This is a genomic window from Natrinema pallidum (assembly GCF_005890195.1).
GTDB lineage: Archaea > Halobacteriota > Halobacteria > Halobacteriales > Natrialbaceae > Natrinema > Natrinema pallidum.
Window position 1 is genome coordinate 2,589,897 of the sequence record NZ_CP040637.1, and the last position, 18,325, is coordinate 2,608,221.

At 63.6% G+C, this 18,325-nt stretch carries 20 protein-coding genes and 1 pseudogene; 14 read left to right on the forward strand and 7 right to left on the reverse strand.

The annotated features are described in order from the left end of the window. Positions 1-83 precede the first annotated feature (83 nt). From FGF80_RS19620 to FGF80_RS12805, 7 genes and pseudogenes are all read left to right on the forward strand, one after another. On the forward strand, positions 84-1,304 hold the full coding sequence (locus FGF80_RS19620; protein ID WP_238705288.1) for an eCIS core domain-containing protein: 1,221 nt from the start codon (positions 84-86) through the stop codon (positions 1,302-1,304). Between the two features lie 2 nt (positions 1,305-1,306). After that, positions 1,307-2,266, forward strand: coding sequence for a hypothetical protein (locus FGF80_RS12780; protein WP_138654416.1), 960 nt, complete (start codon positions 1,307-1,309; stop codon positions 2,264-2,266). A gap of 21 nt (positions 2,267-2,287) precedes the next feature. After that, entirely contained in the window at positions 2,288-3,028 is a 741-nt protein-coding gene (locus FGF80_RS19235; RefSeq protein ID WP_175417031.1) for a hypothetical protein, read from the forward strand. A gap of 164 nt (positions 3,029-3,192) precedes the next feature. Then, positions 3,193-3,990, forward strand: a complete 798-nt coding sequence (locus tag FGF80_RS12790) for a hypothetical protein (RefSeq protein WP_138654418.1) — start codon at positions 3,193-3,195, stop codon at positions 3,988-3,990. A gap of 122 nt (positions 3,991-4,112) precedes the next feature. Then, positions 4,113-4,459, forward strand: a pseudogene (locus tag FGF80_RS19420) (eCIS core domain-containing protein); the annotation flags it as partial. Between the two features lie 392 nt (positions 4,460-4,851). Beyond that, positions 4,852-6,756 carry a 2-oxoacid:acceptor oxidoreductase subunit alpha gene (locus FGF80_RS12800; RefSeq protein ID WP_138654420.1) on the forward strand — a complete coding sequence of 635 codons (1,905 nt, stop codon included), beginning with the start codon at positions 4,852-4,854 and terminating at the stop codon, positions 6,754-6,756. Between the two features lie 2 nt (positions 6,757-6,758). After that, positions 6,759-7,694 (forward strand): thiamine pyrophosphate-dependent enzyme, encoded by a 936-nt coding sequence (locus tag FGF80_RS12805; protein ID WP_006185315.1) that lies wholly within the window; start codon positions 6,759-6,761, stop codon positions 7,692-7,694. A 185-nt stretch (positions 7,695-7,879) separates the two neighbouring features. Here the strand turns inward: FGF80_RS12805 and FGF80_RS12810 are convergent, their stop codons facing one another. Further along, complete coding sequence (locus tag FGF80_RS12810; RefSeq protein WP_138654422.1) at positions 7,880-9,046, reverse strand: LolA family protein; 1,167 nt, start codon at positions 9,044-9,046, stop codon at positions 7,880-7,882. 109 nt (positions 9,047-9,155) lie between these two features. Then, a complete protein-coding gene (locus tag FGF80_RS12815; protein ID WP_006185317.1) occupies positions 9,156-9,470 on the reverse strand; it encodes a hypothetical protein in 315 nt (104 codons plus the stop codon). 153 nt (positions 9,471-9,623) lie between these two features. Here FGF80_RS12815 and lrpA1 point away from each other — a divergent pair, with 153 nt between their 5' ends. From lrpA1 to FGF80_RS12845, 6 genes are all read left to right on the forward strand, one after another. Beyond that, positions 9,624-10,052 carry an HTH-type transcriptional regulator LrpA1 gene (lrpA1, locus tag FGF80_RS12820; RefSeq protein WP_006185318.1) on the forward strand — a complete coding sequence of 143 codons (429 nt, stop codon included), beginning with the start codon at positions 9,624-9,626 and terminating at the stop codon, positions 10,050-10,052. A gap of 79 nt (positions 10,053-10,131) precedes the next feature. Then, positions 10,132-10,611: an SRPBCC family protein gene (locus tag FGF80_RS12825; RefSeq protein WP_006185319.1), complete on the forward strand. Its 480-nt coding sequence runs from the start codon at positions 10,132-10,134 to the stop codon at positions 10,609-10,611. 81 nt (positions 10,612-10,692) lie between these two features. Further along, positions 10,693-11,298 carry a nitrous oxide reductase accessory protein NosL gene (locus FGF80_RS12830; RefSeq protein WP_138654424.1) on the forward strand — a complete coding sequence of 202 codons (606 nt, stop codon included), beginning with the start codon at positions 10,693-10,695 and terminating at the stop codon, positions 11,296-11,298. A gap of 55 nt (positions 11,299-11,353) precedes the next feature. Beyond that, positions 11,354-12,253 (forward strand): DMT family transporter, encoded by a 900-nt coding sequence (locus FGF80_RS12835; protein ID WP_138654426.1) that lies wholly within the window; start codon positions 11,354-11,356, stop codon positions 12,251-12,253. A 56-nt stretch (positions 12,254-12,309) separates the two neighbouring features. Further along, positions 12,310-12,942: a molybdenum cofactor guanylyltransferase gene (gene mobA, locus FGF80_RS12840; RefSeq protein WP_049908033.1), complete on the forward strand. Its 633-nt coding sequence runs from the start codon at positions 12,310-12,312 to the stop codon at positions 12,940-12,942. Positions 12,943-13,180: 238 nt separating this feature from the next. Continuing rightward, complete coding sequence (locus tag FGF80_RS12845; RefSeq protein ID WP_138654428.1) at positions 13,181-14,407, forward strand: iron-containing alcohol dehydrogenase family protein; 1,227 nt, start codon at positions 13,181-13,183, stop codon at positions 14,405-14,407. Positions 14,408-14,497: 90 nt separating this feature from the next. Here FGF80_RS12845 and queC read toward each other — a convergent pair whose 3' ends face one another. The 4 genes from queC to FGF80_RS12865 form a co-directional block, all read right to left on the reverse strand. Then, on the reverse strand, positions 14,498-15,232 hold the full coding sequence (gene queC / locus FGF80_RS12850) for a 7-cyano-7-deazaguanine synthase QueC (protein ID WP_138654430.1): 735 nt from the start codon (positions 15,230-15,232) through the stop codon (positions 14,498-14,500). Between the two features lie 35 nt (positions 15,233-15,267). After that, entirely contained in the window at positions 15,268-16,062 is a 795-nt protein-coding gene (locus FGF80_RS12855) for a 7-carboxy-7-deazaguanine synthase QueE (protein WP_138654432.1), read from the reverse strand. A 1-nt stretch (position 16,063) separates the two neighbouring features. Beyond that, positions 16,064-16,531 carry a 6-pyruvoyl trahydropterin synthase family protein gene (locus tag FGF80_RS12860; RefSeq protein ID WP_006185326.1) on the reverse strand — a complete coding sequence of 156 codons (468 nt, stop codon included), beginning with the start codon at positions 16,529-16,531 and terminating at the stop codon, positions 16,064-16,066. A gap of 322 nt (positions 16,532-16,853) precedes the next feature. Beyond that, positions 16,854-17,210, reverse strand: a complete 357-nt coding sequence (locus FGF80_RS12865; protein ID WP_006185327.1) for a winged helix-turn-helix domain-containing protein — start codon at positions 17,208-17,210, stop codon at positions 16,854-16,856. Between the two features lie 187 nt (positions 17,211-17,397). On the opposite strand from FGF80_RS12865, the gene FGF80_RS12870 reads away from it, so the two are divergent. After that, positions 17,398-18,099, forward strand: coding sequence for a competence/damage-inducible protein A (locus FGF80_RS12870; RefSeq protein ID WP_138654434.1), 702 nt, complete (start codon positions 17,398-17,400; stop codon positions 18,097-18,099). On the opposite strand, the gene FGF80_RS19795 is transcribed toward FGF80_RS12870, so the two are convergent. Continuing rightward, positions 18,096-18,230, reverse strand: coding sequence for a hypothetical protein (locus FGF80_RS19795; protein WP_006185329.1), 135 nt, complete (start codon positions 18,228-18,230; stop codon positions 18,096-18,098). The two genes, FGF80_RS12870 and FGF80_RS19795, sit on opposite strands and share 4 nt — an antisense overlap. Positions 18,231-18,325: the final 95 nt, after the last annotated feature.

Here is an 18,325-nt window from a genome sequence, read left to right on the forward strand (position 1 = left end):
ACCTCGAATCGTCGAATACTGTCTCCATTCACTCGAAAACGATCCCCTGCTCGAGCACCGTTCGGTCGACGATATCGCCCACGATGACCAATCGGCCAACTTCCCCACGGAACGCACTCGCTGGCACTGCCTCAACAGCTCCTACGCTGATCGACGAAAACGACCTACTCAGTCTCGGTCCGATTTCCCAGCCTTCAACCGAACAGCAGAATCAGAGCCCGCTCAAGGGTGCGGACACGACCGAGGACGAGGTCCTGGACGTCATCGGTAGCGGCGGTATGCCCCTCGATTTCTCGATCCAGCGCAAACTCGGCGAGCGGATGGACGCGGACTTCTCGGACGTACGCATCCACACCGGCGGGAAAGCCGCTCAAGCGGCCGAATCGATCGACGCGAAGGCGTTTACCTGCGGCAACGCGATCGTCTTCAATTCGGGCGAATACGATCCCCGGTCGGCCGACGGCCAACACCTGCTGGCCCACGAACTCGCCCACGTCAAACAGCAACACGGCGGCGCGCCGCTCTCGATGAAGCCAAAATCGAATGCGGACCTCGAGATCGACCCTGATCCACAGTTAGAACGAGAAGCCGACGAGGCCGCAACGGAGGCGTTGGCGGGTGAGCCACTGACGATCAACCGGATGGGTGCAGAGATTCAGATTCAGCGGTCCACTGATGATGGTGCCTACACACCGTCACAAATTAAGAAATTGGTTGGCCAAGAACTCGGGAAGAAGAACATCGACTCCCGGCTTGAGGACGTCGAAGAGGAGATCAAAGACGTCAAAGGGACCGTCAATAATCACGACGAGAGGCTATCGAACCTCGAAAACGGGCCGATCGATGTAAATCTCGAGGAGACCGCCGAAGGGTCCCAGTCACTCACGGAGCGACTCCAGAACGCGGTCACAAATCTCAACCCCCTCGATGAGAAGGGAGCGAAAAATGCAACCGAGGGCCTCGTTGCGAGCGGACTGGCTAGTGCGGGGGTACTGGCAACGGTTCTGAGTGGCGGCACCGTCGGGGCAGCCGCACTGACGGGAATCGCGACGGCGACCGTCGCACCGATGCTCCGCGGGGCTGCCTCTGACGGAATCGTCGGCGACAACACCAGCGTTCCCGACGCCATCGCCGGCAAACTCGGGACGGCACTCGCCGACAGCGAGGAGTTCGCCGAACGACTTGGCAAAAATCCTGCACTTGCCAAGAAAATCTCCCAACAGCTCAATGGCGCAACGCACGATGATCAGACTGGTGACAATGACTCGAGAGGGCTCTCTAACAGTACCACGGGTGGTGACTAAGGATGGAGGCAACTATCACTGGTGAAGACGATATCGCCGTTGGATTAAGTGTTATTGATAATAATGGAGAAGAGCACTTGATAGAGATGGAAATGGATGGTGAGATATATCATCATAATCAAGATGCTTATGCCGACGACCCGGATAAGCGCTCTTCGGAGGGGAAGAAACACGTTGGTCATGCTGCTCGGTACGCAAAATACCACGTGTATCGAGAGCGCGGGTACGACACGTTCGACGTCAGCGAGAACCCGGATCGCCTTCTTCAGACTGCAATCATCGTGGGAGCACTCTCGAGGGAGGAGTTCGAGGAGTATTTCGGAGATCTCTACCAGCAACTGAAGAGTCATGGGACGGATCAGGACCCGGTCGTTGACGTGATGGACGAGGTCAGGGAGGATGCGTTTTTTGTCTATGCCAAAGAGATCTATCTGGGGCTTGACGACTCCGAGATAGCAGAACTCGCAACGTCGCTGACGGATGCTGACGCCAGAGCATATCTACAAGCGGCCGCATCGTTACTTGACGATGCATCGGCTGGCTCCCCGGAACTTATCGAGGAGTTCGCTGATCTCGCGGCCGAGCATGGAATCGACCCCTTCCACGGCGTCGACGAACCCGGTCAGTGGATTCGAGCCGCACCGACCCTGTATCCGAAATGGCGAATCGGAACGCAACTCCACGAAGATCCCGACCAGTTGCCGGATATCGACGGTGATCCGGATTGTCGTCTCGAGATCGTTCCGTACGACCCCGACTCGATTGAGGCCCTTCAAGAATATGTCGTCCAGCACATCAAATGCCAGATTCGGGATTGTTTCGTCGGGATGGGCATCGTCCCACCGGAGCCGTTTCGAGTACAGGGACCGGGAACTGACTTCTATACGATGCAGTTCCAACACTACGACTTCTATCAACCGTACCATGACCCCGACGCTGATATCGACTGGGAGAGCGTCTAACTAACACTCCCCATGTCTCTGGTGGCTCCTCCTCTCGAGATCGACCCCGACCCGCAGTTAGAGCGGGAAGCCGACAAGGCGGCAACGGAGGTGTTGGCGGGTGAGCCACTGACCATCAACCGGATGGGTGCAGAGATTCAGATTCAGCGGTCCACTGATGATGGTGCCTACACACCGTCACAAATTAAGAAATTGGTTGGCCAAGAACTCGAGAAGAAGAACATCGACTCCCGGCTTGAGGACGTCGAAGACGTCGAGAAATCCGTCAATGATCACGACGAGAGGCTATCGAACCTCGAAAACGGGCCGATCGATGTAAATCTCGAGGAGACCGCCGAAGGGTCCCAGTCGCTCACGGAGCGACTCCAGAACGCGGTCACAAATCTCAACCCCCTCGATGAGAAGGGAGCGAAAAATGCAACCGAGGGCCTCGTTGCGAGCGGACTGGCTAGTGCGGGGGTACTGGCAACGGTTCTGAGTGGCGGCACCGTCGGGGCAGCCGCACTGACGGGAATCGCGACGGCGACCGTCGCACCGATGCTCCGCGGGGCTGCCTCTGACGGAATCGTCGGCGACGACACCAGCGTTCCCGACGCCATCGCCGGCAAACTCGGGACGGCACTCGCCGACAGCGAGGAGTTCGCCGAACGGCTTGGCAAAAATTCTGCACTTGCCAAGCAACTTGCCACCCACTTCGATGATGTAACGTACGGGAGCCAGACTGGTGATACTGAGGATCCCTATAACCAAGGTGATGAATGATGGATGCAAAAATTGAGGGAGAAGATGAAGATTATGTGAAAATATATGTGAATGACCACACCGGAATAGAGCATGATATCACGATTGAAAAAGAAACTGGGGATATTCCCTATCATGATCAGGATGGGTATGCCGACGACCCGGACGAACGCTCACCAGAAGGGATGAAACACGTCGGACAAGCACAACAATATGCGAAGTACTACGTCTATCGGGAACGAGGATACGATACTTTAGATGTCGACAAGAACCCGGACCGGCTTCTCCACGCTGCTATAATTGTTGCGGCGCTTTCGACGAACGCGTTCGAAGATCACTTCGGTGATCTCTATCGCCAACTGAAGAGTCACAACACCGATCAAGAACCGGTCGTACACGTCGAGGACGACGTTCGAGAGGACACGTTTTTCGTCTACGCTAAGGAGATCTATCTCGGTCTCGAGGACGAGGAGTTGGCCGAGTTGGCGACATCGCTGACGGACGAGGATGTCATCGCCTACCTCCAAGACGCTGCCGAACTCCTCGAGAGCGAACCGACAGGATCGGTCGGTCTGCTCGAGAAGTTCCCGTCGCTAGCCGAGGAGTACGATTTAGAAGGGTTCATCGATGAAACCGATCCCGAGCAGTGGATTCGTGCAACGCCGACGGTCTATCCGAGATGGCGGATCGGCAAGGGAATTCACCAGGACCCTGATCAACTGCCGGACATCGATGACGATCCGGATTGCCGTCTGGAAATCGTTCCGTACGATCCCGACTCGATCGAGGACCTTCAGGAGTACGTCGTCCAGCACATCAAATGCCAAATACGGGATTGCTTTGTACATATGGGAATGGTGCCACCAGAGCCGTTCCGTGTTCAGGGGCCAGGTACTGATATCAACACGATGCAGTTCCAGCGCTACGACTTTCTCCAGCCCTATCACGATCCCGACGCGGAGATCGACTGGGAGAACGTCTAACCAGAACGGTTCGCCACCAAGTCACCGGCGAGACGCAGACGCTGGCGTCCGTCCCCGAGCAGTGCGGTGCGTCACTGTTTCTAAACTATCTTTCGAAGCAAGTAGATCGGTAGTAGAGCGGAATGACAATAGTGCGAATTAAACACCCGACAGACGCTACAAGCCACCCTCCCCAGAACGAGCGATCCGATCAGATACTCGTCGCTATCGGCAGCGGCAGCATACCCCTCGAGCCGAACCCTCGGCAGTCGCTCAAGGAGCGGATGGACGCGGACTTCTCGGACGTGCGCATCCACACCGGCGGGAAAGCCGCTCAGGCCGCCGAATCCGTCGACGCGAGGCGTTTACCTGCGGCAACGCGATCGTCGCCAATGCGGGCGAGTACGATCCCCGGTCGGCCGACGGCCAACACCTGCTGGCCCACGAACTCGCCCACGTCACACGACAGAACGACGGCGCACTCTTCTCGAGGAGGGTTGCCGAGTGCGACACGGTCGTCGACGGCTACGTCGAGCGATTCGTCGCATCGGAACTGGTCGATATCGCGGCGTCTGTGGACCGACTCGAGCGGACGCCGTCGTGTGGGGGTTGGCGACACAGGACCACGACCGGCGAGTGGCGCGGGCGGTTGGCGATTCGCGGCCGGTTCTCGAGCACAAGTCGGTCGGAACTGACGACATCGTCCGGCGCGCGAATGTGGGCAATTATGAACGCGTCTCGTAAATATAGTAATGATCGTTCATACATATTCTTCAAAGGATGTCCATTCTTCACGAAAGTTCCTTGGTAATCTATAGCAAAGTCTTTAGGTTATGTGGAGCAAATTCCGAGTACGGTTGGCCACTGGCCACTGATCCACCTATGAGCAGCGACGAACTTATCTGGCGAATCGCGGGCGGTTCCGGCGACGGGATCGACTCGACGAGCCAGAATTTCGCCAAGGCGCTGATGCGCTCGGGACTCGACGTATTCACACACCGCCACTATCCGTCGCGGATCCGCGGCGGCCACACGTACGTCGAGATTCGGGCCGCGGACCACGAAGTACAGTCACGTGGTGACGGCTACAACTTCCTGCTCTCGCTGGGTGACTCGTTCGCCCGCAATCCGCAGGAGGAAGCCTACTACGGGAACGAAGAGATCAAACCCCTCTCGGAGAACCTCGATGATCTCCGCGAGGGTGGGATCATCGTCTACGATGAGGGTCTCATCGGCGAGGACGACATCGAGGCGATCGATCTCGAGGCCCGTGCCGAGGAGAACAACTGGCACGTCTTCCCGATGGACTTGCGCGGACTCGCGCGGGAACACGGCCGGGAGGTCATGCGCAACACTGCCGGCGTCGGCGTAACCGCGGCGCTGCTCGATATGGATCTCGAGCACATCGAGGACCTGATGGCCGACGCCATGGGCGGGGATGTTCTCGAGTCCAACCTCGAGATTCTCCACGAGGCCTACGAGACGACCCGGGAGGAGTACGAGTTCGAGCACGACCTGCGTGTCCCCGAGGGAACCCACGATACCGAACAGGCCCTGCTGTCGGGTTCGAACGCGATCGCCTACGGTGCGATCGACGCCGGCTGCCGGTTCATCTCCGGCTACCCGATGACGCCGTGGACAGACGTGTTCACAATCCTCAGCCAGAACTTCCCCGACATGGGTGGCATCTCCGAACAGGTCGAAGACGAGATCGCTGCAGCCGCGCTCGCGGTCGGCGCGAGCCACGCCGGCGTCAAGGCCATGTCCGGGTCCTCCGGCGGCGGCTTCGCGTTGATGAGCGAGCCGCTCGGACTCGCCGAGATGACCGAGACGCCCGTCGTCCTGATCGAGGCGATGCGGGCCGGCCCCTCGACGGGGATGCCGACGAAGCCCGAACAGGCCGACTTGGAGCACGTGCTCTACACGAGCCAGGGCGACTCCCAGCGGGTCGTCTTTGCACCGGGCAATATCGAAGAGGCCTACGAACAGACACGACTGGCCTTCGACATCGCCTGGGACTACCAGATTCCGGCGATCATCATCTACGACCAGAAACTCTCCGGCGAGAACACCAACGTCGATGTCGAGTTCTTCGACCGCGAGGTCTCGCCGGATCTGGGCTCGACGCTGACCGAGGACGAACTCCGCGAGGCCGCCCACGACAACTCCGGGAAGTTCAAGCGCTTCGACTACGAGAACGCCGAGAACGGCGTCGCGTCGCGGTCGATCCCCGGCCAGAAGGGCGGGCGCTTCCTCGCGACCGGCAACGAACACAGTCCGGTCGGCCACATCAGCGAGGACCCCGACAACCGCGTCGCCCAGATGGACCGCCGCCTCGAGAAGCTCGAGTCGATCCGCGAGGAACTCGACGAGGAACGCGAGTCCACCCAAACCTACTTCGGCGACGAGACGGCCGAGTACGGCATCATCACCTGGGGCTCCTCACAGGGTGCGGTCGAGGAGGCCATCGAGCGGCTCAACGCGAACGGCCACTCCGTCAAGGGGCTCAGCGTCTCCGATATGATGCCGTTCCCCGAGAAAGAGGTGACCGAGTTCTTAGAGAGCGTCGACGAGGCGCTGGTCGTCGAGATGAACGCCACGGCGCAGTTCCGCGGCCTGCTCCAGAAGGAGCTGGGGCGGTTCGGTGAGAAGCTCACGAGTCTGCTGAAGTACAACGGCAACCCGTTCGAGCCCGCCGAAATCGTCGAGGGCTACGAGGTCAATCTCGCCGACGAGGACCGCGAACCGACCGCACAGGTACGAATCGAACCTGCTGCAGGTGACTGACAATGAGCGCATTCAACGCAATCGGAGAGGAGCGAGAGATCGACCGGGACGAGTTCACCCCCGGCGTCGAACCACAGCCGACCTGGTGTCCGGGCTGTGGCGACTTCGGCGTCCTGAAGTCCCTGAAACAGGCCTTGCCGGAAGTCGGCAAGACCCCCGAAGAGGTACTGACCGTCACCGGGATCGGCTGTTCGGGCAAGCTGAACAGCTATCTGGACACCTACGGGTTCCACACGATCCACGGGCGTTCACTGCCCGTCGCCCGCGCCGCCAAGCTCGCCAACACCGACCTCGAAGTCATCGCCGCGGGCGGTGACGGCGACGGGTACGGCATCGGCGGCAACCACTTCGTTCACACGGCTCGGGAGAACCACGACATGACCTACATCGTGTTCAACAACGAGATCTTCGGCCTGACGAAGGGCCAGACCTCGCCGACGAGCCCGAAGGGGCACAAGTCCAAGACCCAGCCCTCGGGTAGCGCGAAGACGCCGATCCGACCGCTGTCGCAGTCGCTGACCTCCGGTGCGAGCTACATCGCCCGCACCGCCGCGGTCAACCCGAACCAGGCCAAGGAGATCATCGCGGAGGCCATCGAACACGATGGCTTCGCTCACGTCGACTTCCTGACGCAGTGTCCGACCTGGAACAAGGACGCGCGTCAGTACGTCCCGTACATCGACGTTCAGGAGTCCGACGACTACGACTTCGACGTCACCGACCGACAGGAGGCCGCCGAGATGATGCACGAGACCGAGGACGTCCTCAACGAGGGAACCGTCCTGACCGGTCGCTACTACGTCGACGAGGACCGGCCGTCCTACCAGGAAGAGAAAGCCGCCGTCGGCGAACTTCCGGAGGAGCCGCTGGCCGAGCGCTACTTCGACGACGACGCCGAGTGGGAACGCAGCTACGACCTGCTCGAGCGCCACACGTAGACCAGCCGCCGACTGTCCCGCGGTTCGTCTTTTGCACGCGTCACATCCCGTGGACGGGTGCGACCGGCTCAGGTCGAGATCCAGCCACAGTCGATCGATTGCGAGAGCGCCAGCGCCGGACTCAGTCGGATCAGTTCAAGAGACGTTATCCGCGACGGGCATCGTCGATCGGATACCGGACGGACTCAACAGTCGGTCGAAAGCGCCTTGCCGATCCGAAGCGCCGTTCCATCCTTGAAAGCGTGGCTCACTAACACCGAGTAGTACCGATCGCCACAGGCCCACTGCAGTTCGGTTGCCTCGTCGGTTTCGGCAATCGTCCCCGTCACGGTTCCGAGCGTGACTGCATCACCGCCGATCGCCAGTCGCCGCGGCCCGTCGCTCGTCGACACCGAGAGCGACTCGTCGTTCGGCAGCCGATACCGGACGGAGACCTGCGTTCGGTTCTCGTCGGGGAACTCGTATCTGATGATCTCATCGCGTTCGATCGTCTCGGTTACCGCGTCGGCCGGCAGATCGGCAACCGCAAACGGGACGCTCCGATTGGCCGCCTCGAGGCTGTCGTACGAGTCGATCGACGGCATGACAACGTCCCGGACTGCAGTCCCATTTCCGTCGGTTGCCGGGTCGAACGTGAAGCGGTCGTCGTCGATCCCGGGGTCGATCGAGAGGTTTCGATAGGTCCGCTCGAGTGTCACCCCGTCGCCCTCGACGGCGTGCTTGATGGGGAACATCGTCTCCCGGTCGTACCAGACCTCGACGTGATCGGCGGCGCGCTCGACGGGGGCCCGCTCGCTGGTCGCCAACGGCACGACGTACTCGGTGTCGTCGATCAGGACGTTGATCGACCGCTCGATCGTCTCGTTTGCGGGGAGATCGAACGTGACGTGATAGGTGTCCCGGCCGTCGAGCGACGTTTCCTCGACCGCCGTGATCTCGTAGCGCTCGAGGTACCGCGCTTGCTGTGCATATACTCCCTCGAGATACGACATGGCCGCGGGATCGGTCTCGAGGCGCGTCGCCCAGTCATGGGTGGCGTCGTAGTGCCAGCGACGGTCGCCATCGTCGACGATGACCGTTTCGGTCCCGCCGGCAGTGGTTTCGATCCGGCTCGCACCGTCGGCACGAAGCCAGACGGCTTCCGTGTACTGCGATGTCTCGCCGTCGACCGTCCGGCGAACGTCGACCGTCGCAGTGATGTCGGCTGGAGGATCGGCCGCGGTGATCTCCCGCTCGAGATCCGACGGCGCGGGGTCGTCACTCGGGAGTGCAAGGCACCCCCCGAGTACGAAAACGAGTACCAGCGCCACGGCGGGGAGGGCAGTGGCAAAGTCACCATCGCTGTCGAACATGTTATCTAGTTCACCTATCTGCCATCATTAACTCGTCGGTCCGTTCCGTGTCACCGCCGGCGGGTCGCGACCGTCGCCGCTGACTCCGCGACGGAGACACGCCGATCAGTTAGTCGCCAGCGCCGAACCCGCCGGCGAACAGTTTCGAGAGGTAGCTGAGGACGAGCAAGGTGACGACCAGCCCGGCGAGCAAGCGGGGCTGAAAGCCGTACCTGATCTCGCGCACGCCGTAGGCCACGACGAGCACCCCCATGAGCAGGGCTGTCCCGCCGGCCCACCGGGACACGTGTGCCGGATCGACCGACTCGTCGTAGTTCGCATGCAGGTCGACCCGGCCGCGAAAGGCGATCAGCGAGCCGAGACCCAGAATTGCGAGTCCACAGAGGACCCAGACCACGCCACTGACGAGATTCGGATCGACCATTCCGTGTCGGATCTGGGCCCACCGGGCGAATAAGTCCGCCGATTACCGATCCGAACGACCGGCTCCACGTCCGTTCTCGCGCCGTCTTCCGTTCGGATATCCGTCGTTTTCGTATTCAAAAGATATTTTTCCGCCGGAGCAAAACGTATACGCATGAGTACCCAGGCGACGGAAGATCGCATCCTCGAGGTTCTCGAGGAGGACGCCCAGGCGTCCTACGCCGAGATCGCCGAGCGGGCGAACGTCTCGAAACCGACCGTGCGCAAATACATCAACCAACTCGAGGAGGAGGGCGTCATCGTCGGCTATTCGGCCGACATCGATCCGAAGAAACTCTCGAGCAAGACCATCGCACTGGTCGGGCTTGACGTCGCGAGCGAACGCTACGTCGAGGCGACGCAGGCGATCAAGGACCTCTCGGAAGTCGAAGCGCTGTACAGTTCCAGCGGCGACCACATGCTGATGGCCGAAGTGCGCGCCGAGGACGGGGACTCGCTCGGCGAAACCATCTCCGAGGAGTTGCTCGAGATCGACGGCGTCACCGCGGCCCATCCCTCTTTCCTGCAGGAGCGACTGAAGTAACCCGCTCGGCCGTCGCCCCACCGTCGCCCGTCGTTGGGAGTCACGTTTTCACGCTGGCCGTCGTAGACCCGGACGGTTCATGCAGACGTACGATCGCGAAACGACCGTCGACTCGCCGCTCGAGGAGGTCTGGGCGTTCAATTCGCGGATTTCCGGGCTCGAGGCGGTGACTCCGGACTGGATGCACCTGCGCGTCGAGCGCGTGATCGGCCCGGACGGGGAGCCGGACCCGACCGTGCTCGAGCCGGGTTCGGAGGTCGCGCTGTCGATGCGGCCGTTCGGAGTGGGACCGCGCCAGCACTGGACCTCGATGATCACCGCTCGGGAGCGCGAGGACGGCTCGGCGTACTTTCGCGACGAGATGGTCTACGGGCCGTTCGACCACTGGGAACACACCCATTCCTTCTTCGCCGACGGTGAGCGAACGATACTTCGGGATCACGTGGAGTACGAACTCCCGGTGGGCGGACTCGGCGACGCGATCGCGCCGCTCTCGCGGCTCGGGTTCGAAGTCATGTTCCGGGCGCGCCATCGGTTGGCGAAAGCACAGTTAGAGTGAGCGGTCGAGGCCCGTGCCGCGCCGATCGGCTTCGAGAGGTGTACCAGGCTCGTTTTGCCGATCCGGTTGGTAGAGTCGGGCATGGCTGACTACGAGGGGCTGGACCGCCGGGGACTGCTGGGCGTGCTCGGCACGGGCGCGGCGGCGAGTATCGCAGGCTGTCTCCGGGGCACCCAACCCGGCAGCGGCGGGACGGATACCGATGACTCGCCGGCACACGTGTACGAACCGACGCTCAAGGGCGTGGCTGAGGGTCCCGTCGAAATCACGGACGAGCATACCTGTGCGGTCTGTGGCATGGGACTGACTCAGTATTTCGGGAACGGGCAACTCGTCCACGAAAACGGGCTGGCGGCGACCGTCGAATCGCCGGGCTGTCTGTTCGCCTATCTCGTCTCGTCGACGCCGGACTCCCCGATCGTTGATGCCTGGACGACCGATTACGAGACCGGCGATCTGATCGATGCAACTGACGCCCATTTCGTCCTCATCACCGACAAGCAGGCCGCCGATGATCCGATGGGGATCGACCCGCGTCCCTACGCCGACCGCGAGGACGCCGTCGCGTTCCTCGAGGGATGGGAGGCCGAGGACCTCGATCCGGATGCGGACATCATCGTCGGACTGGACGCGGTCGACCTCGAACTCGCGTCGATCTACCGCGGCACCCGGCTGCCGGACGAGTAGCGACCGGCAGTCCGTTTCGGAACCCGTTTGATCCCTCAAGCGAGTCGGAACGGACGTGACCCGAACCCTCGAGGCGACGCCGGCGGTCGCGCTCGCCGTCGCGGTGTTCGCCGCAAGTACGAGCGCGATTCTGGTGCGCTGGAGCGCGGCCCCGAGTTCCGTCGCGGCCTTCTACCGGGTGCTCTTTACTACGGTACTGGTCGCACCGATCGCCGTCACCCGTCACCGCGCGGCCTTCGCGCGACTCTCGCGACGCGACCTCGTGGGGGCCGTCGCGGCCGGCGTCGCGCTGGCGATCCACTTCGCGGCCTGGTTCGAGAGCCTCGGTCACACGAGCGTCGCCGCGAGCGTCACGATCGTCCAGGTCCAGCCGGTCTTCGTCGCGCTCGGGGCCGCCCTCCTTTTGAACGAACGGATCAGCCGCGTGACGGGAGTCGGGATCGTCGTCACCATCGCCGGGGCCGCTGCAATGTCGCTGGGCGACGCCGGACGCGGGGCCCTTACCGGCGCGACGGCCTACGGCAACGCCCTCGCCTTGCTGGGCGCGGTAACCGTTGCCGGCTACACGCTCGCCGGTCGTTCGATCCGTCAACGCGTTCCGGTGTTTCCCTACGTGACCGTGGTCTACGGTGCCTGCGTGATCGCCCTGTGTCTCTTGGTCGGTGTGCAGGGTCATCCCTACGTCGGCTACCCCGCTCGCGAGTGGCTGCTCTTTCTCGGCCTGGCCGTCGGCCCCGGCGTCCTCGGCCACACGGTGAGCAACTGGGCCCTCGCCCACCTCGAGTCGGTCGTCGTCAGCGTGGCCTGGCTCGGCGAGCCGGTCGGCGCGACCCTGCTCGCGTTCGTCGTGCTCGCGGAGGTCCCCGACGCGATCACGGTCGGCGGCGGCCTCGTCGTGCTCGCGGGCGTCGCCGTGACGACGCTCGAGCGGGAGCGCCGTCTCGGGAGTGACTGACACTCGCCGGCGAGCGCGTCCGCACCCTTTTCCCACCGGTGGACGAACGGTCGACCATGTCCCGCGAAACCGGCCGCGACGAGCGTACGGGCGTCGTCCTCGCCGGCGGTTACTCGACCCGCTTCGGCGAGGCTGACAAGGCGGTCGCCGACCTCGCCGGCACGCCGATGATCCGCCGGGTCGTCGACCGGCTCGAGTCGGTCGTCGACGGTCTCGTCGTCAACTGTCGGGAGGAGCAGGTCCCGGCGATCGAGGACGCGCTCGAGGGTGGCCCCGACGCGACGTTCGCGGTCGATCCGGTGCCGGACCGGGGACCGATGGCGGGCATCATGACCGGCCTCCGGGCGGCGACCGGAGCGTACGCCGTCGTCGTCGCCTGCGACATGCCCTTCGTCGAGCCGGCGCTCGTCACGTCCCTCTTCGAGCGGGCCGCCGGCCGCGAGGCCGCAGTGCCGCGGCTCGACGACCGATGGTTCCAGACCACCCAGGCCGTCTATCGAGCCGCGCCGATGATCGACGCCTGCGAGCGTGCCCTCGAACGCGGGGAGCGCAACATCACCGAGCCCCTGCTGACCCTCGACTACGTCGTCCTCGACGAGGACGAACTCCGCGAGTACACACCGCTCGAGACCTTCAAAAACATAAATACCCGCGCGGAGCTCGAAGCGGCGAGCGACCGACTGGAGTGAGCGACCGCCGCCTCGAGGACGTGCAGAGCGATACCACCGCGGAGTCGTCCTACTCCGTTGGGTCGCGCCGCGTGCGGGGGTCGAGATTCGCGGGATGTCGCACACAGCCGGCGGGGATCGCGCTCACGCGGCCGCGTTCCCGATGCTCGGCTCAGCAAAACCGACACGGACCGGTATCGAGTGCCGTCAGGCTGCCGGGGCTCGAGCCTTTACCACCACTGGAGCCGTACGGCCGGCCATGACAGGTTCCGACGCGGGCGACCGCGATCCGGCCGTCCGGTTCGAGTACGATCCCGCGACGATCAGGTTCGGCCCCGGCTGCGTCGACGGCCTCGCCGCGGAACTCGAGGCGCAGGGTCTCGAGCGCGCCCTGATCGTCTGTGGCTCGACGGTCGGCACCACGCCGGCGGTGATCGATCCCGTCCGAGCGGGACTGGGCGACCGGCTGGCGGGCGTGTTCGACCGAACGACGCCGAAGAAGCGCCTCGAGACGGCCCTCGACGGGCGAGCGCGACTCGAGGCGGCCGACGCGGACGTCCTCGTCAGTCTTGGCGGGGGCAGCAGTCTCGACATCGCAACGGTCATCAGCGTCCTCGCGGCGAGCGACCGCATGGGGGCGGACGTGGCGACGGAACTCGCCGAGAGGGGAACGATCACCGTCCCGGAGGACGGCCTGCCCCCGATCGTTACGGTCCCGACTACGCTGGCCGGGGCCGATCTCTCGACGGCCGCCGGCGTCACCGCCGCACCCGCGTCCGGGCTGGTCGACGAGGAACTCAGCGGCGGCGTTTCGGACCCGGAATTGATGCCCGCGGCCGCGGTCTACGATCCGGACCTGGTTGCGACCACGCCCGACTCGGTGCTCGCGGGATCGGCGATGAACGGCTTCGACAAAGGGATCGAGACGCTGTACGCGAGCACTGCGACGCCGGTGACCGACGCGACGGCGAGACACGGCCTCGAGACGCTCAAGCGCGGACTCGACGCGTTCGGCGACGGAAAGCGCGATAGCGACACGTTCGAGACGATCCTCGAAGGGATCGTACTCGTCCAGTATGGCATCTCCCGGCCCGGCGAAACCACGCTCTCGATCGTCCACGCCTTCGGCCACGCGCTCACGCGGACGGCCGACATCCAGCAGGGAGTCGCCCATGGCATCGTCGTCCCCCACGTCCTCGCGTATCTCTTCGACGAGGAGGGCGTCGACGCCCGGCCGGCGCGGCTCGCGAACGCGCTCGGCGTCGACGAGGCCGCGGACCACGAGGCCGCGATCGTCGACGCGGTAACGGCAATCCGGGACGGACTCGGTCTCCCGTCGCGACTCCGAGACGTCGACGGCCTCGAGCCGGACGGGTTCGCCGCCGTCGCGGCAGCGATTCTCGACGATCCGTTAATGGCCAACGCGCCGTCGGGGCTCGATCCCACCGCCGACGAGATCGCGGGCGTACTCGAGGCGGCGTGGTAGCGATGACCGTCGTCATCGATCGCCGCTCCCGGTCAGGCGTCGCGTTCCGGTTCCCTCTGGGATCAACTCGCCCTCGGAAGGCGTGGGCCGCTACGCGTCGTCGACGTACGACGGTCGCTCGGCGTACTCGATCGGGTCGCGAACCCCGATGTTCTGGAACGCTTGCAGCCGATAGGCACAGGCGTCACAGGTACCACAGGCCGGTTCGTTCTCGCGGTAGCAACTCCATGTGTGTTCGTAGGGCACGTCAAGTTCCATCCCGCGGTCGGCGATATCGGTCTTCGACCACTCCACGAACGGGGCTTCGATCGAGACGTCGGACTCGGGTTTCGTTCCGACATCGACGACAGCCTCGAAGGCCTCGAAGAACGCGGGCCGGCAGTCGGGATATCCGGAGAAATCCTCGCTGTGTGCGCCGATGAACACCGCGTCACAGTCGTTTGCTTCGGCGTAGGAGACGGCCATCGCGAGCAGGTTCGCGTTCCGGAAGGGGACGTACGACGAAGGAATCTCGTCGCTCTCCATATCGGCGTCGGCCACGGGCATCTCGTCGTCCGTGAGACTCGAGGCACCGATCGCCGAGAGATGCCCCGTCTCGATCCGCAGGAAGTCCGCCGCGTCGAACGCCGCGGCGAGTCGGCGAGCGCACTCGAGTTCGCGGGCTTCGGTGCGCTGGCCGTAGGATGTATGTAGGCAATAGAGTTCGTAGCCACGGTTGCGGGCCTCGGCGGCGGCGGTGGCGCTGTCCATCCCCCCCGACAGGAGGACGACGGCGCGGTTGGCAGTCGATGCGTCGGTCGGCGCGTCGGTGGTTGCATCGGTCATAGTGATCTCGAGTTGTGGTGATGGGGGTGTCGTGATTACGTCTCAGGTGCGTCGTTCCAGAGGTCGACGTGCAGTCGCGGCGTGTAGCGGAAGCCGTACTCCATCGCGAGCTCCGCGACGCGAGCACGGGTTTCAGCGAGGCGGTCCCGGGTCGCCCCTTCGGGCATCAGGAGTACGTCGTCGTCGCTGACCGGAACGTCGGCAGCGGCCCGGAGATCCGCGAGCAACTCGCTGATCTCCGGCATGTCGCCATCGTCGGTCACGACGAACTTCAACTGGACGTCGTAGCGCTCGACGAGTCGGGCGAGGGCATCCATATCGATCCGGTCGGTTTCGTGGCGCGTTTCCCACTCGCCGTCGCCGGTGGGGTCGCGGTCGGGCGTCGGCGTACTGCTCGCGAGTTTCGGGCTCACGGACGCGAGATCGATCGGTGCGTCCCGGTAGATCGTCCCGTTGGTTTCGACGGTCGTGTGATAGCCGCGCTCGTCGAGGGCCTCGAGCAGCGTCATGCTCCCCTCGTGGAGCAGCGGTTCGCCGCCGGTGAGGACCACGTGATCGGCGTCGTAAGACTCGATCTCGGCGAGGATCTCCGCGAGGCGCATCCGGGCGTGGGTCGGCTCCCAGGAGGTGTGGTAGGAGTCACAGAACCAACAGCGGAGGTTACAGCCGCTCGTGCGGACGAACACCGACGGAACGCCGGCGAGGGTTCCCTCCCCCTGGAGGGAGTAGAACAGTTCGTTGATCGGCAGACTCTCGTCCGTTTCGTCCGCGGTTCCGGCGGCGTCCGTCTCGATGTCGGCCGCTCGGTCGGCGGAATCGGACACCGGCATCTCAGACCTCGCTGCCGCCGCAGAGTTCGCTCGTCTCGTTCACCCGGACGGCGACTTCGGTGACCGTCTCGGGCAGGGCCGCCTCGAGTTTCCGTTCCAGCAGCACGCTCATCACCTCGGCCGTCGGCGGCTGCTCGAGGACGACGATGCCGTCGGCATCGCCGGCCGCCTCGAAGGCCTCGACGAGGGGGTCGCCGGCCTCGAGCAGGAACATATGGTCCCACTCGGATATCACGTCGGTAATATCCCCTTTGTCCGCGACCCAGCCCTCCTCGGACAGGTGGCCCACGATGGTGACGGTGATCTCGTAGTTGTGGCCGTGAGGTCGCGAACACTTGCCGTCGTGGTGTCGGATTCGGTGCCCGGCGCTGATCCGGATCGGCCGGTCGCGACCGACGTGGAGGACGCGAGGGGTCCCAACCACTGCATCGTCCGTCGCCGCATCGCGGTCCGTGGCTGCTTCGGTCATATCTTTGTATTCCCTCGAGAATACTTAAGGATGGCCGAACGCCGATGGCTACGAACCGGACCCGGTGGCAGCGAGCGGAGCCGAAACCCGACCGCTGGCGACGGACAGCAACCGGCGGTGACATCCTCGCCCGCCGTAAACGGCGGGGCTTCCTACAAGGGAAGCCTCGCGTCGATGATCGACGCACAGGAGACTGGGACGCGCCGTGACGGCAATCCGACTACGCACCGAAATGGGATCGTCGGAAAACTGGCCGCCGATCGACAAGTGTTCACCCTCACTTGTGCACACGGCGAGCGAGCGCAGTCGGAAAGGAGGCCGGTCAGTCCTCGAGTTGATCCTGAAGCCTGTTTTTGGCCTCGGTGCGGTGTTTCCGCGAAAACGCGGGAACGTCGTCGGAGAAGTCGATTTCGATCTCGTCCAACGTCCGTCGATAAATGTTGGTTCGCCGACCTTCTTCCGAGAGCTGTCGCCCTTCGCAGGTCAACAGCCCGGCGTCGACGAGTTCTTCGATCCGGCGGTAGCAGGTCGCGATCGGAATCTCGATGTCCTCGCTCAGTGCCTGCGCGGATTTCGGTGTTCCCGCCGCACAGAGAATCTCTGCGCTGTACTTACTCCCTAACGCAGAGAGAACGACGGTCGAATCCACCTCGTTGTATTCCGTCCGACTCCGAGACATACTCTCCCCCTTACCAATTATCAGGATTGAATCTTATGGTTACTGCGAGTACTCGAGAATATGACAAGCATTGTAAACTATACGTCTCTACAAGCAAAATATCTTTGATTGATGGTACGACCGCGACGCCGGCGGTGTCGGAACCGAGGGCGAGACCCATTTGAGGACCGGGCTCGAACGGGGCGATATGAACGTCGCGGTCGTAACCGTCGGGGACGAACTGCTCGCCGGACGAACGACGAACACGAACGCCACGTGGCTCTGTGAACGGCTCGACGATCGCGGTGTCGCCGTCGAGCGAGTAACCACGGTTCCGGATCGTATCAGCGACATCGCCCGCGTCGTCAACGAGTACCGCGCCGAGTACGACGCCGTCATCGTCACCGGCGGGCTCGGACCGACCCACGACGACGTGACCATGGCCGGCGTCGCGGCCGCGCTCGGCCGCTCGGTCGAGGAACACGCGGTCGCCCTCGCCTGGCTCGAGGAGGACGGGTACACCCGCGACGACCTCGCGTCGGGAACGGCGGACCTCCCGGCGGGGGCACGAGCGCTGCACAACGAGGCGGGCGTCGCCCCCGGCGCGGCTCTCGAGGGCGTCTACGTCCTTCCCGGCGTTCCCGCGGAGATGCAGGCGATGTTCGAATCGATCGTCGAGGAGTTCACCGGAACACGGACGTATCGGGAGGCGGTCGTGGCGGACGAACCCGAAAGCGCGTTGCTCGATCGGATTGCCGACCTCCGCGAACGGTTCGACGTCTCCGTCGGGAGTTATCCGGGCGAATCGGTCCGGATCGAACTCACGGGAACTGACGAGGCGACCGTCGCGGAGGCGGCCGCGTGGCTCCGCGAGCGGGTTGACTCACCGGAACGCCGCGATCGGAGTTAGCGGTAGAAAGAGACCAGCCAGGCGACCGTCACGAGCAGGCCCAGGGCGAGCGCGCCCCAGCCGACGAGTTGCATCGGCAGTTGCGGTTCCGTTTCCGTCGTGAGAACGGCGGCGTCGATCAGTGCGGACATGGTCTGCGATCGGTTCGCATCCCTCTTAACCTTTCAGAAACCGCGCCGATCCCTCGACCCGGTTCACGCCGCGGGCGGAGCCGATTCCCGAGAGA

Excerpts from the sequence above, each read along its gene's own strand:
- FGF80_RS19620 (WP_238705288.1), top strand. The coding sequence starts at position 84 with ATGACCAATCGGCCAACTTCCCCACGGAACGCACTCGCTGGCACTGCC.
- FGF80_RS12780 (WP_138654416.1), top strand. The coding sequence starts at position 1,307 with ATGGAGGCAACTATCACTGGTGAAGACGATATCGCCGTTGGATTAAGT.
- FGF80_RS12790 (WP_138654418.1), top strand. The coding sequence starts at position 3,193 with ATGAAACACGTCGGACAAGCACAACAATATGCGAAGTACTACGTCTAT.
- FGF80_RS12800 (WP_138654420.1), top strand. The coding sequence starts at position 4,852 with ATGAGCAGCGACGAACTTATCTGGCGAATCGCGGGCGGTTCCGGCGAC.
- FGF80_RS12805 (WP_006185315.1), top strand. The coding sequence starts at position 6,759 with ATGAGCGCATTCAACGCAATCGGAGAGGAGCGAGAGATCGACCGGGAC.
- FGF80_RS12810 (WP_138654422.1), bottom strand. The coding sequence starts at position 9,046 with ATGTTCGACAGCGATGGTGACTTTGCCACTGCCCTCCCCGCCGTGGCG.
- FGF80_RS12815 (WP_006185317.1), bottom strand. The coding sequence starts at position 9,470 with ATGGTCGATCCGAATCTCGTCAGTGGCGTGGTCTGGGTCCTCTGTGGA.
- lrpA1 (WP_006185318.1), top strand. The coding sequence starts at position 9,624 with ATGAGTACCCAGGCGACGGAAGATCGCATCCTCGAGGTTCTCGAGGAG.
- FGF80_RS12825 (WP_006185319.1), top strand. The coding sequence starts at position 10,132 with ATGCAGACGTACGATCGCGAAACGACCGTCGACTCGCCGCTCGAGGAG.
- FGF80_RS12830 (WP_138654424.1), top strand. The coding sequence starts at position 10,693 with ATGGCTGACTACGAGGGGCTGGACCGCCGGGGACTGCTGGGCGTGCTC.
- mobA (WP_049908033.1), top strand. The coding sequence starts at position 12,310 with ATGTCCCGCGAAACCGGCCGCGACGAGCGTACGGGCGTCGTCCTCGCC.
- FGF80_RS12845 (WP_138654428.1), top strand. The coding sequence starts at position 13,181 with ATGACAGGTTCCGACGCGGGCGACCGCGATCCGGCCGTCCGGTTCGAG.
- queC (WP_138654430.1), bottom strand. The coding sequence starts at position 15,232 with ATGACCGATGCAACCACCGACGCGCCGACCGACGCATCGACTGCCAAC.
- FGF80_RS12855 (WP_138654432.1), bottom strand. The coding sequence starts at position 16,062 with ATGCCGGTGTCCGATTCCGCCGACCGAGCGGCCGACATCGAGACGGAC.
- FGF80_RS12860 (WP_006185326.1), bottom strand. The coding sequence starts at position 16,531 with ATGACCGAAGCAGCCACGGACCGCGATGCGGCGACGGACGATGCAGTG.
- FGF80_RS12865 (WP_006185327.1), bottom strand. The coding sequence starts at position 17,210 with ATGTCTCGGAGTCGGACGGAATACAACGAGGTGGATTCGACCGTCGTT.
- FGF80_RS12870 (WP_138654434.1), top strand. The coding sequence starts at position 17,398 with ATGAACGTCGCGGTCGTAACCGTCGGGGACGAACTGCTCGCCGGACGA.
- FGF80_RS19795 (WP_006185329.1), bottom strand. The coding sequence starts at position 18,230 with ATGTCCGCACTGATCGACGCCGCCGTTCTCACGACGGAAACGGAACCG.